General features: G+C 36.5%; 10 protein-coding genes and 1 pseudogene. All 11 read left to right on the forward strand.

Translation table 11 applies throughout. From position 1 onward, the window contains the following. Positions 1 to 126: 126 nt before the first annotated feature. Complete coding sequence (nuoH, locus tag CLV62_RS12520) at positions 127 to 1,248, forward strand: NADH-quinone oxidoreductase subunit NuoH (protein WP_110311128.1); 1,122 nt, start codon at positions 127 to 129, stop codon at positions 1,246 to 1,248. Positions 1,249 to 1,250: 2 nt separating this feature from the next. Then, positions 1,251 to 1,721, forward strand: a pseudogene (locus CLV62_RS12525) (4Fe-4S binding protein); the annotation flags it as partial. A gap of 193 nt (positions 1,722 to 1,914) precedes the next feature. After that, entirely contained in the window at positions 1,915 to 2,415 is a 501-nt protein-coding gene (locus tag CLV62_RS12530; RefSeq protein ID WP_110311130.1) for an NADH-quinone oxidoreductase subunit J family protein, read from the forward strand. A gap of 100 nt (positions 2,416 to 2,515) precedes the next feature. Beyond that, positions 2,516 to 2,854, forward strand: coding sequence for an NADH-quinone oxidoreductase subunit NuoK (nuoK, locus tag CLV62_RS12535; protein WP_110311131.1), 339 nt, complete (start codon positions 2,516 to 2,518; stop codon positions 2,852 to 2,854). A 127-nt stretch (positions 2,855 to 2,981) separates the two neighbouring features. After that, positions 2,982 to 4,919, forward strand: a complete 1,938-nt coding sequence (nuoL, locus tag CLV62_RS12540; RefSeq protein ID WP_110311132.1) for an NADH-quinone oxidoreductase subunit L — start codon at positions 2,982 to 2,984, stop codon at positions 4,917 to 4,919. Between the two features lie 58 nt (positions 4,920 to 4,977). Then, on the forward strand, positions 4,978 to 6,447 hold the full coding sequence (locus CLV62_RS12545) for a complex I subunit 4 family protein (protein WP_110311133.1): 1,470 nt from the start codon (positions 4,978 to 4,980) through the stop codon (positions 6,445 to 6,447). A gap of 12 nt (positions 6,448 to 6,459) precedes the next feature. Beyond that, positions 6,460 to 6,954: a hypothetical protein gene (locus CLV62_RS12550; RefSeq protein ID WP_110311134.1), complete on the forward strand. Its 495-nt coding sequence runs from the start codon at positions 6,460 to 6,462 to the stop codon at positions 6,952 to 6,954. A 112-nt stretch (positions 6,955 to 7,066) separates the two neighbouring features. After that, positions 7,067 to 8,500, forward strand: a complete 1,434-nt coding sequence (locus tag CLV62_RS12555; protein ID WP_110311135.1) for an NADH-quinone oxidoreductase subunit N — start codon at positions 7,067 to 7,069, stop codon at positions 8,498 to 8,500. Positions 8,501 to 8,728: 228 nt separating this feature from the next. Continuing rightward, positions 8,729 to 9,439 (forward strand): MotA/TolQ/ExbB proton channel family protein, encoded by a 711-nt coding sequence (locus tag CLV62_RS12560; RefSeq protein ID WP_110311136.1) that lies wholly within the window; start codon positions 8,729 to 8,731, stop codon positions 9,437 to 9,439. 51 nt (positions 9,440 to 9,490) lie between these two features. Then, a complete protein-coding gene (locus CLV62_RS12565) occupies positions 9,491 to 9,898 on the forward strand; it encodes an ExbD/TolR family protein (RefSeq protein WP_110311137.1) in 408 nt (135 codons plus the stop codon). A gap of 205 nt (positions 9,899 to 10,103) precedes the next feature. Beyond that, positions 10,104 to 12,794 (forward strand): outer membrane beta-barrel protein, encoded by a 2,691-nt coding sequence (locus CLV62_RS12570; RefSeq protein ID WP_110311138.1) that lies wholly within the window; start codon positions 10,104 to 10,106, stop codon positions 12,792 to 12,794. The last annotated feature ends 183 nt before the right edge of the window (positions 12,795 to 12,977 follow it).

A 12,977-nucleotide genomic window follows, 5' to 3' on the forward strand; every position in this document is an offset into this window, starting at 1 on the left:
CGGATTAAGTATATGATCCTATTTAATGATACATTTTAAGTTATAACAAATTGTAGTTGTTATACTAGCCAAAGCAATAAAGAGGTCTGAGACCTTTAATAGATTAGTTATTATATTTAAAGATATATGTTGGAACTTTCACGTTTGACTGCCTTAATCGATAGCTTACTTCGGGAAACTTGGGGATTATCCGAGTTTTGGGTATTATTTATCGAATTTGTATTGATAGGTGCTGCTTTATTGACAGCCTATGCGGTATTAGCTTTAATCTTAATTTATGTAGAACGGAAAATTACCGGATTCTTTCAATGTCGTTTAGGACCTAATCGCGTTGGGAAATATGGTATGGTGCAAAGTGTTGCCGATATGGTTAAGATCCTTTTGAAGGAGATTATTCATGTTGACAATGTAGATAAGTTCCTTTTCTATGCTGCTCCATTCTTTATGATTGTTGCTTCGATGCTGACATTTGGAGCCATCCCTTTCGGGCGAGGTTTGCAAGCTGTCGACTTTAATATCGGAGTATTCTACATTGTTGCAGTATCATCACTAGGTATTATCGGGGTTCTGTTGGCAGGATGGTCGAGTAACAATAAATATTCGATGATTGGTGCTATGCGAAGCGGGGCGCAGTTTATCAGTTACGAATTGTCTGCAGGTTTTGCTTTGATAACGATGGTTGTACTATCGGGATCGATGCAATTTTCTACAATAATCGAAAGCCAAACATATTGCTGGAATCTATTTAATGGGCATATTGCCTCGGTGATAGCATTCGTTATATATCTTATATCGGGACACGCCGAAACAAACCGTGGACCTTTTGACTTACCGGAAGCTGAATCGGAACTTACAGCAGGATATCACACCGAATATTCGGGTCTGCAATTCGGATTCTTCTATTTGGCTGAATATTTGAATATGTTTATTATTGCAGCGATTGCTACAACTGTTTTTCTTGGAGGGTGGATGCCTATTCAATTAAAAGGGTTCGATGGATTCAATGAAGTAATGAATTATATTCCTTCTTATATATGGTTCTTTGGTAAAGCAGGATGTCTGGTATTTCTAAGCTTATGGGTTAGATGGACATTCCCTCGTTTACGTATCGACCAATTATTGAATCTTGAGTGGAAGTACCTGTTGCCTATTAATATGTTTAACCTACTGCTTATGGTAATTATCGTACTAGCAGGTCTAACATTAGAAGATATATTTCCTAGTATATTTAAATTTATAGCTGAATAAAGATGAGTTCTGTATCACAATATTTTAAAGGTTTATTTCAAGGTATTGGTGCCCTGCTTACGGGTATGTCAGTAACTTGGAAGGAGCTATTTACTAAAAAGATCACACAACAGTATCCTGAGAACAGAGCTACTTTGGTTATTTCGGATCGATTTCGTGGAGAGTTGGTAATGCCTCACGACCAAAATAACGAGCATGCTTGTACTTCTTGTGGCATCTGTCAGATGAATTGTCCGAATGGAACAATCGTAATCAAGTCTAAGACAATCGAAACAGAGGAAGGTAAAAAGAAGAAAATTCTTGATGAATACTACTACAATCTGGGTTCTTGTACATTCTGTAACTTATGTGTGTTGACTTGCCCTTCGGATGCTATCAAATTTGATAATACATTTGAAAGTTCGGTATTTACCAGAGGTAAGCTGAATATGAAATTGAATCATATTGGATCGAAACTTCGTGAAAAGAAAAAGCCAGAGCCTAAACCTGTAGCAGAGAAACCTGCTGCGGTCGAAACCCCTCCGGCTGAATCTAAACCAGCCGTTGCTCCATCTGCACCGGTAGAATCAGAAAAGAAAGAGAATATCATAAATCAGGAAAGTGCAGACAATGCAACTTCTGATAATGTAACAAAAGAATAATAATCAAAATACGTAAAGGTTGATTATGGCAGAGTTTATTATATTTGGTGTGTTAGCAATTGTAATTGTCGTATTTTCATTACTGGCAGTTACTACTCAAATGATTATCCGTTCGGCAACTTATTTGCTGTTTGTGTTGATAGCAACAGCAGGTCTGTATCTGTTGATGGATTATCAGTTTTTGGCAGCAGTGCAGGTGGCGGTATATGCAGGCGGTATTATGGTCTTGTATATATTTTCGATCTTATTGACTAATGATCCCGGTGTGGAAGTGAAATACGAAAAACCCGGTCGAATGATATTAGCTGCTCTTGTGGCAGTAGTCGGTTTAGGCATTTGTGGTCATATTATCTATTATAACGTTTCTCGCCTTTATACTTATGCGGATTCGGCGATAGACATGACTCAATTGGGTACAACTATGATGGGTACTGAGAAATATCAATACCTACTTCCTTTCGAAGCTATCAGTTTATTGCTGCTGGCTTGTATAATAGGTGGTATTATGATTGCCCGTAAAAGATAAAATAGTAAACAAGATGACAAGTAAACGAGTAAACAAGCACATAAGGATTAATCCGTCAACTTGTAAACTCGTCAACTTGTAAACTAATTAATATACAATTATGAATGAATTTCTAGTAGAAACCTTTTCCGTTCCCATGGAAGCATATTTGACAGTAAGTACACTTATGTTTTTTATTGGGGTATATGGTTTTCTGTCTCGAAAAAACATGTTGATGGTACTGATGTCAATGGAATTGATGCTGAATGCCGCAGACTTGAATTTTGTGATTTTTAACCGGTTTTTATATCCCGGTCATTTCGAAGGGCTCTTCTTTGCTCTGTTCTCTATCGCTGTAGCCGCTGCAGAAACAGCTATCGCTATTGCCATTATCATAACTATATATCGCAACGTGAAGAGCGTATATATAGATGAGAACATAACAAATATGAAACATTAATAAGGTCGCTGACCTAATTTTAAATAACAGTAGGTATCTATGCAATATTGTTCAATTATGACTAGCAGTTGTACTTATACTTACCAAAGTAATAAAAAGGTCTGAGACCTTAAATAACGATATAGATATGTCTTATACATTATTAATCATCGTACTACCGGCAATCATGTTCCTTATATTGGGACTGTTGGGAGGTAAAATGAAACCAATCATTGCCGGAACTCTCGGTACCTTGTCTCTGGCAGTTATGACGGCATTGTCGTACTTTACTGCTTATGAATACTTTTTCAGAATAGGAAAAGGTGCTTCGGGAGCCTACGAAACATTAATGGCTGTTGAGCCTTACCAATGGTTGAAGTTTACAGACAAATTGCATATCGATTTGGGAATCATGTTAGATCCTATTTCGGTGATGATGCTTGTAGTTATTACTACAGTTTCGTTAATGGTGCATATATATAGTCTCGGCTATATGAAAGGAGAGAAAGGTTTTCAACGTTATTACGCTTTTCTTTCTCTGTTTTCTTTTTCTATGTTAGGATTGGTAGTTGCTACTAACATCTTTCAAATGTATATATTCTGGGAGTTAGTGGGAGTTTCTTCTTACTCACTTATCAGTTTCTATTATACTAAACCTAGTGCGGTGGCTGCTTCTAAGAAAGCATTTATTGTAACTCGTTTTGCAGACTTATTCTTCCTTGTAGGTATACTTATATTGTCATATTATTCGGGAACATTCGACTTCCAAACTTTAACTGCTTTGGATGCTCCGTATTTATCCAGTTTTGTGGGAGCTTCGTTCTTAGGGATATCAGCTTTAACTTGGGCAATGTTATTTATATTTATGGGTGGTGCCGGTAAATCGGCAATGATGCCTTTCCATATTTGGTTACCCGATGCGATGGAAGGACCAACACCTGCTTCGGCACTGATCCATGCTGCAACGATGGTTGTTGCAGGGGTATTTCTTGTAGCACGTTTATTCCCTATATATCTTTTCGGTGCACCTGAAGTGCTGACCATTATCGGTTATGTTGGAGGTATAACCTCTGTGTATGCTGCTATAGTGGCTTGTACACAGACGGATATTAAACGGGTATTAGCCTTCTCTACAATTTCTCAGATTGCATATATGATCACAGCATTGGGAGTATCGGGTTACTCCGGTCACGATGGATTAGGTTATATGGCATCTATGTTTCACTTGTTTACACACGCATTCTTTAAAGCATTGCTGTTCTTAGGTGCAGGAGCTATTATTCATGCGGTGCATAGTAATGAAATGGACGATATGGGTGGACTGAAAAAGTTCCTGCCTATCACACACATTACATTTCTGATTGCTTGTCTGGCTATTGCGGGTATCCCTCCATTTTCGGGATTCTTTAGTAAAGATGAAATTTTAGCTGCGGCTTTACACCACGATAAATTCTTGTTTGCATGTTTATTCTTAGGTGCAGGTCTTACAGCATTTTATATGTTCCGTTTGTATTACAGAATATTTTGGAATGATACTAACAAGCATTACCACCATGCTCCACATGAGGCAGGTGCAACAATGACAATTCCATTAATCATATTAGCAGTATTCTCGGTGTTCTCGGGATTTGTTCCTTTTGCCGATTTTATATCAGCGGACAGAATGCCTTTTGAAGCACATATCGATATGTCTGTGGCTATTTCGAGTGTACTGGTAGCTCTTCTTGGTATTGGTATTGCAACTGCAATGTATTTCAAGAAAACGGATATGCCTGATAGAGTTTCGAATGGAGTCGGAAACTTTTACAAATGGGCTTATCACAAATTCTATTTCGATGAATTGTGGTTGTTCGTTACACGCAAAATAATATTTAATTGCATATCTAAGCCTATTGCTTGGTTTGACCATACTATTGTTGACGGATTTATGAATGCCTTGGCTTTTGTAACCAATAGCACTTCCGATAAAATCAAAGGATTGCAATCGGGAAGAATACAACAATATGCCGGCGTTTACTTGTCGGGAGCTTTAGTTATTGTTGCCGTGTTTGCGTTCTGTTTAGTATGTTATATCTGTGGTTATTAAGTAAACTAGTATACCTGTCAACTTTAAATAGGTCTATGACCTCTTAAATTATAAAACAATGAATATTCTTTCATTATTTGTCCTGATTCCCGTTCTGATGTTAATTGCATTTATTCCATGCAGAAATATCAAGCAAGTAAGAACTGTTGCTGTCATTGGAACGGCTATTGAACTTATTTTTTCGGTGGTTTTCTTATTTATGTTCCTGGGAGCAAGAGAAGCTGACCCTTCAAGTGCCATGTTATTCCAATATGATGTAGTTTGGTTTAAAGCACTCAATATTCATTATGCTGTCGGAGTCGATGGTATATCGGTATTAATGTTGTTACTTACTGCTATCATCATGTTTACCGGAGTATTTGCTTCATGGAATATGGATCCGCTGCCTAAAGATTTCTTTATGTGGCTTACTTTGCTTGCCGTGGGAGTATACGGATTCTTTATTTCGTTGGATATGTTTACTATGTTCTTTTTCTACGAAATAGCTTTGATTCCTATGTACTTATTGATTGGTCTTTGGGGAACAGGAAAAAAAGAATATTCGGCAATGAAATTGACCCTGATGCTGATGGGCGGGTCTGCTTTCCTTTTAGTAGGTGTATTTGGTATTTACTTTAATTCATCTGCAACGGGCGAATATACATTCAATATATTACAGATTGCTCAAAATAGTGCTATTCCGGTAGAAGCTCAACGATGGATATTCCCATTGACATTCTTAGGGTTTGGCGTACTTGGAGCATTATTTCCATTCCATACTTGGTCTCCTGACGGTCATGCTTCGGCACCTACCGCAGTATCAATGCTTCACGCAGGGGTTTTGATGAAACTGGGGGGATACGGATGTTTCCGTATAGCCATGCATTTGTTACCCGAAGCTGCAAATGAACTCTCTTGGATTTTCTTAATCTTAACAGGTATCAGTGTAGTTTACGGTGCGTTTGGTGCTATTGCTCAAAACGACTTGAAATATATTAATGCATACTCTTCCGTTAGTCACTGCGGGTTGGTATTATTCGCTATTCTGATGATGAATAATACCGCAACTACAGGTGCTATCATGCAAATGCTTTCTCACGGATTGATGACAGCTTTATTCTTTGCATTGATCGGTATGATATACGGACGAACTCATACCCGTGATATCAGACAGTTAGGTGGATTAATGAAGATCATGCCTTTCCTATCGGTTTGTTATGTGATTGCCGGTTTGGCTTCATTGGGACTTCCGGGGTTGAGTGGATTTGTCGCAGAAATGACTATATTTGTTGGATCATTCCAACATCAGGATATGTTTCACAGGGTGTTAACGATAATGGCATGTTCGTCAATTGTGATTACTGCTGTTTATATACTTAAGGTTGTTGGGAAGATATTATATGGTCCAGTCGTAGACGATCATCACTTGGAACTTACAGACGCAGTTTGGTATGAAAAAATTGCAGTTGTAGGTTTAGTTCTAAGTGTTGCCGGAGTGGGATTATTCCCCGGATGGATCTCTGATTTAATCCATACATGCTTACACTAAACATTAAACAACATGAAAAAGATCGTTAAATTATTTTTCCTTATTGCATTTATCACAGCATCAGCTTTAGCTTCTGCTCAAAGTTTTACTTTAGCTGAATTAGTTGATTTGGCTCCAAACGGAGATGAGTATTTTTCGAATATAGTAACAGCAAAAGGGTATAGTAATCACGAGGTTGGGGCAAGTGCCTTGTCTAATAATTACACTTATACCAATTCGGAAAATTCGAAAATAACATTAATTACACCTTCTTTTGATAGTGATGTAAGAATGGTTTCTTGGGAGTTTAAGACTGTTGCATCTTATAATGCTTTAAAAAGCGAATTGGCAGCGAGCAAGTACAAACTGACAAATACCGAGAGAAGAAACGGAGGCAAATATGTTTCTCTGTTTTATTCGAGACCGGGTATTGAAGTTATATTGACAACTGATAAGACGGTTGACCCTAACGGTATTTATATCGCATCGGTAAAGTACACCAATGCTGCTAAATATATTGTAAAATAAGGTCTGAGACCTATTGTCGATTTTGTAAAATTCAGAATAACGCCTGATAAAATTGGAAAATAGGGTGTAATTACCATTTTCCTATACTCAAACAAATAAAGATATTGAAGAAATGAATTTGAGCAATTATTTGTTGATGAAGCCTGAATTATCGCTGATCGCGGTATTTCTGTTATTGATCTTTTATGATTTGTTTGCTTCGGACAACGCAAAAAAGTACTATTTTCCTATAGCCTGTTTGCTATTCCTTGTGCATACTGTTTACTGTTTCTTTATAAGTAAGGATGTTCTTACTGCTTTTGGGGGAATGTATGTTACTGGAGCGGCTCAAATAACGATGAAAAGTGTACTGAATATAGGTGTATTCCTTATATTCCTGCAAGCTAACGAATGGTTGAAAAAGCCCGAATCGATATTTAAACGCGGTGAATTCTTCATGCTTACGATACTAACCTTGTTGGGTATGTATCTGATGATTTCTTCAGGAAGCTTTATGATATTCTATATTGGTCTAGAGATGGCTTCCTTACCGGTAGCAGCCTTAGTTGCTTTTGATAAATACAAGAACAACTCAGCTGAAGCAGGAGCTAAATATATCTTTAATGCGATATTCTCATCTGCCATTATGGTGTTTGGTATCTCTTTCCTTTATGGAGCATGCGGAACATTGTATTTCGACGATATGTTTCAAAGTATCTACTCATCGCCATTAATTATTATGGCTATGGTATTTTTCCTTTCAGGCTTGTTTTTCAAAATCTCATTGGTTCCTTTCCACTTATGGGCACCCGATGTTTATCAGGGGGCACCAACCAATGTTACTCTTTATTTGTCAACCATATCAAAAGGTGCAGCAGTATTTGCCCTTATGATTATCTTATACAAAGTATTCCCTGCATTAGCAGGAATATGGCAGCCTATTATCTGGATTCTTATTTTATTGACTATAACAATAGGTAACTTATTCGCCCTAAGACAAAAGAATTTGAAGCGTTTGCTTGCATTCTCTTCTATTTCTCAGGCTGGATACATCATGTTAAGCGTATTTTCGGGATCATCGGCAGGAATGTCGGCAACTATATTCTATGTATTCGTTTATGTTTTCTCTAATCTGGCTGCATTTGGAGTTATTTCAGCTATTGAAAATAAAACAGGCAAAGTGAATATGGATGATTATAACGGTCTTTACCTTACCAATCCTAAATTGGCTTTGGTAATGATGGTTTCAATGTTCTCCTTAGGAGGTATACCATTCACCGCAGGATTTTTCAGTAAACTGTTTGTGTTTATGGCTGCAATGGAATCGGGTAATCCTTGGAATACAGTATTGGTATTTTTGGCATTGGTAAATACGGTTGTATCCTTGTATTATTATTTACTTGTGGTAAAAGCGATGTTTATCAATAAGAACGATTCTCCTATTGAAACATTAAATACAGATAGTTATTTGAAAATTTCATTAGTAGCTTCGGTTGTTGGTATCTTCTGTATTGGAGTAATTAATTGCTTCTACGAGTATATTAATACAGTAAGCTTTGGTTTTTAACAATATTTGTTCAAAATAAAACTAATTCGATAAATACTTAGTCTTAACTTTGTATTTATCGAATTAGTCGTTTATACCTCTTCTGATTTCTAAAAGAGGCACGACGTTAGGTGTTCTTTAATAGCAGTAAGCATAGTATCTAATATAACGTTATTCAGTGTAACAGTCAGTAATACTTGTCTTACCAAAGTAATAAATGGGTCTCAGACCTTAATCTGCTTTTGATATATGAATTTATTTATTTTACTACAATCAGTAACTACAAATCTGGAACAAGTAGCACCTGCACCGGCTGAAAATTACTTCAGTTTGATACTTAAGGGAGGTTGGGTCATGTTGCCTATTGCAATTCTTTCAATTCTTGCTGTTTATTATATCATTGAACGGACTTTGATTATAAAAAAAGTTGGTAAATCCGACTCAATCTGGCAATCGCGTATAGTTGAACTTATCTCTGAAAATAAGATCGAACAAGCACTTAAATTCTGTTTTGATAAGCCTTACATCTTAGGAAAGGTTATTTCTGCCGGATTAAAAGATAAGGAAGATTCTATTGCCGAAATCGAAGAAACGATGGAAGTGGAAGCTCGTCAACAAGTGTCGAAGTTAGAAAACCATATGAATTATTTAGGAATTATTGCGTCTATAGCTCCCATGTTAGGATTTTTAGGTACTATCTTTGGGGTAATTAATATTTTCTACAATATCTCTCAGACTGCCGATTTAGATATAGCAACTATTTCGGATGGTCTATATCAAAAAATGATTTGTTCGGGAGCCGGCTTACTTGTAGGTATCGTTGCTTATGCAGGCTACTATGTTTTAAATGGGAATATAGACAAGATTGTAACTAATCTGGATAGAGATTCAAATGAAGCATTAAGAGCTATCAGATTGTATAAAAAGAACCAGAATGCTATTAGTCTTTTAAAGGATTAAATACAATTCTGAAAGCAATAAAAAGGTCTGTGACCTTAACAGCCAAAAATTATGAAGATTCAACGTCGTAAAAATAGAGCCGCAGAAGTTTATACAGCATCCTTGAATGACATTATGTTTTTCTTGCTGTTATTCTTTCTCATCGTTTCGACGATGGTTACTCCTGCTGCCATACGGGTATTGCTACCCAACTCGTCGACTGCTGAAAAGGTAGCGACTAAAAAGAATATCAATTTGATTGTAACTTCCGATCTTACTTATTATGTAAATGATAAGCAAGTGCCTTTTGAAGCTCTTGAAGGAGAATTATCCACTGTAATAGGAGAGCGTCATGAAGAAGATGATATTAATGTTCTTTTACAAGCAGATCGTGCTCTTAATCTACAAGATATAATCAATGTAATTGATATAGGAAATAAGCTTCGAGTAAAGATGGTACTCTTTACTCAAAAGGATTAAGTACAATAAGCCGATTGCGGTTTTACAATATAGAAAAGAAGGGCTATCATAATAGAAGCTCTTTTTTTTCGTTATATAGCTGAGACATACATACTGTAAAATAGCCGTTTTTGCCTTCTTGGGCATAGCATATTTTACTTATTAGTAATAAACAGGTTTACGATCAAGAGCATCAGGTAAACCTTTATAGAAAACGAAATATTCATTGAGAAGCCTTTATTGTCTTTTTATACTTTTATGCATAACTATTGTTTCTTATGCCCAGTCTGTTACAGGTATAGTCCGTGACAGTCTGCATCATGAACCTATTAGTTATGCATCTGTGCGTATACTCAATGTTAATGATAGTGCTTATATCACAGGGGCGGTTACAGCTTCTAACGGGAAATTTACCATCAATCAAATTAAAGGAGATTATATCATCGATATCTCCTATGTGGGGACCAATAGATATATCCGCAAAATCAGCTTAGAAGGAAAAGAAACTCTTGATTTGGGGACTATCTATTTGGGAGAAGCTTCTTATTTGTTAGGTGAGGCAGTAATAGTTGCTCCTGTGCCCGATATTGTTGTAAGAGGAGATACCATAGAATATAATGCTGATGCCTATAGGGTGGGAGAGGATGCCTTGCTGTTGGATCTGGTTCGAAAGATGCCGGGCATTGATATTACTTCGGATGGAAAACTGATGGCTAATGGCAAAATTATTACTAAAATTCTAATTGATGGAAAAGAATTTTTTGGTAATGATATTGATTTGGCATTAAAAAATCTGCCTGCTTCGATGATAAATAAATTGCAATTGTTTAAGGAGCAATCCGAGATGTCGCGAGTAACGGGCTTTAATGACGGAAATGCAGAACAAGTTCTAAACCTGACAGTAAGAGAGGCGTTGAAGCAAAGTGTATTTGGAGAAGGGCGATCCGGTTATGGTAGTAATGGTCGATATTCCAATAAACTGAATGCTCATTATATGATGGACGATAACCAATATTCGTTGATTGGAAATCATAAAAATATCACGGATGATTTTGAATATAGTGGAGCTTCCAGTCAATACGATGGTATCACTAAAAATAGTGAAATCGGTTTTAACTTTAATGCTCTAAATAGTGACAAGGTTAATGTCGGAGGAAATTTACATTATGATAATAATGATAATGTATTCAAGATGGATAGTAATACGAAGACTTTCATTGAAACAGGTAATCGGCTGAGTACCCAATCGTCCGAGACCCGAAGTATAAAAAGAGATTTATCTCTTGGCTTAAATATGAAATGGAATCCCGATTCGGTAACAACTATTTATGCCCGAATGAATGTTAATACAGGAACAAGTGACGATATAAGGAACAGTAATTATTTCTCATATGTTCAAGGCATACAAGATACAACAACTGCATGGACGAAATATAATACAAAGGGTGATACGCATAACTTGAATGCTTCTTTTATATTCGGACGTAAGTTGAATAGCGCTGGACGAAATATTAGCTTTAGCTTGAATGGGGGAATCCGTGGCGGAACAAGCAGGGGTACTAACTATTCTCCGGTTTTTTACCATGCTTCCAATAAAACAACACTTATAGATCAGGAGTTGTCTATTGACAATACGGGGAATAGCTGGGGATTTATAGCTTCATATGTTGAGCCGATAACCAAGCACAATTCGATAAAGGTGGCTTATTCTTATCGGCGAGATTATTCGGATAGAAACAGGCTTACTTTCCGTCGTGATGGAGAAGGGGAGTATACTGTTGTGGATACTGCTTTTACGAGGCATACTACGTCTCAATATACCACTCAGAGAATGAACGTAGGATTTCAATCGGCAATGAAGAAATATGAATACAATATCGGCTTTAATGTTGACCCTTCAACTTCTACTTCGAAGACGATGATGCAGGATTCTATCATTGAAAATCAGAAGCAGACTGTGGTGAATTTTTCTCCGACCTTCAAATTTACATATACACCACAGAATAATGTAACTTTCGACTTTGATTATTATGGATCTACAGAACAACCGACATTAAAGCAGATATCAGCAGATACTATTATACTGGACGCTCTTAACCGAACGTATGGGAATCTTGATTTAAAACCAAGTTTTGACAATACAGTGAGTTTGTATTTTCAGAAATCGAATTACGAGAAAGGTTCATTCTTTATGATCACCGGTGGAGGTAATTATATTGTGAATAAAATAGTTGATTATAATACGATTGATGAATTCGGGAACGTCGAAAGCTCGTATCGCAATGTCAACGGTAATTGGGGGTTAAATGGGGGAATCATGTTTAATACTCCGTTGAGAAATAAAAAGTTCACAGTAGATAATAGTTCTTTTGGTTATTTCGTTCGTAATATAGGATTTTCGAATGGAGCCAAGAGTGTTACCTATAATTTGACAATGAGCGAAACCTTTTCTGTAAACTATCGGTCTGATAAGTTCGAGCAGCGTTTACAAGCTAATATCTCCTATAATATAACAAGAAATAACCTTCCTAATCAGGAGGGAATGAATACTGCGAATTATGGACTCAAATCATCTACTTTGATGAAACTTCCTTATGATTTTGTTATTCAGAATGAGATGAGTTTTATCTATAACCAAGGGTATGCTGAAAGTTTCCGAAAATCGGAGATGCTATGGAACCTGTCTATTGCCAAGCTTTTCTTGAAGAAGAAACAGGGTACAGCCAAGTTTCAATGCTATGATATTTTGGATGACCGTAATAACCTGATGCGTGTTGTTTCAGGAAACTACATTTCAGATACGAAGACTAATATGATCGGGCAATATTTTATGTTTAGTTTGGGTTATCGATTTAACATAACAAATAAAGCTGCTCGAAATTCGACTGATACTATGGGGGTAGATGATTATAATTGATTCGGATATAAAAAAATAGAATAAAGAACATTCCCTAAACGGATGCTGATTGTAGAATCGGTGTCCGTTTTTTTTATATCTGTAATTCTCCGAAAATATTTAATATGTAAAAATAAATACTGTTGTGTGTAAATAAATTTTACAGATCCGGATATCCTGTAAAAAGTGTTGTGTTTTGATTAT

Origin of the sequence: Indolivaga alginatilytica (assembly GCF_003201355.1) — a bacterium.
In the GTDB taxonomy this organism is placed as follows: domain Bacteria; phylum Bacteroidota; class Bacteroidia; order Bacteroidales; family Dysgonomonadaceae; genus Dysgonomonas_A; species Dysgonomonas_A alginatilytica.

Bases quoted from the DNA above. Each gene is read 5' to 3' on its own strand.
- nuoH (WP_110311128.1), top strand. From the start codon at position 127: ATGTTGGAACTTTCACGTTTGACTGCCTTAATCGATAGCTTACTTCGG.
- CLV62_RS12530 (WP_110311130.1), top strand. From the start codon at position 1,915: ATGGCAGAGTTTATTATATTTGGTGTGTTAGCAATTGTAATTGTCGTA.
- nuoK (WP_110311131.1), top strand. From the start codon at position 2,516: ATGAATGAATTTCTAGTAGAAACCTTTTCCGTTCCCATGGAAGCATAT.
- nuoL (WP_110311132.1), top strand. From the start codon at position 2,982: ATGTCTTATACATTATTAATCATCGTACTACCGGCAATCATGTTCCTT.
- CLV62_RS12545 (WP_110311133.1), top strand. From the start codon at position 4,978: ATGAATATTCTTTCATTATTTGTCCTGATTCCCGTTCTGATGTTAATT.
- CLV62_RS12550 (WP_110311134.1), top strand. From the start codon at position 6,460: ATGAAAAAGATCGTTAAATTATTTTTCCTTATTGCATTTATCACAGCA.
- CLV62_RS12555 (WP_110311135.1), top strand. From the start codon at position 7,067: ATGAATTTGAGCAATTATTTGTTGATGAAGCCTGAATTATCGCTGATC.
- CLV62_RS12560 (WP_110311136.1), top strand. From the start codon at position 8,729: ATGAATTTATTTATTTTACTACAATCAGTAACTACAAATCTGGAACAA.
- CLV62_RS12565 (WP_110311137.1), top strand. From the start codon at position 9,491: ATGAAGATTCAACGTCGTAAAAATAGAGCCGCAGAAGTTTATACAGCA.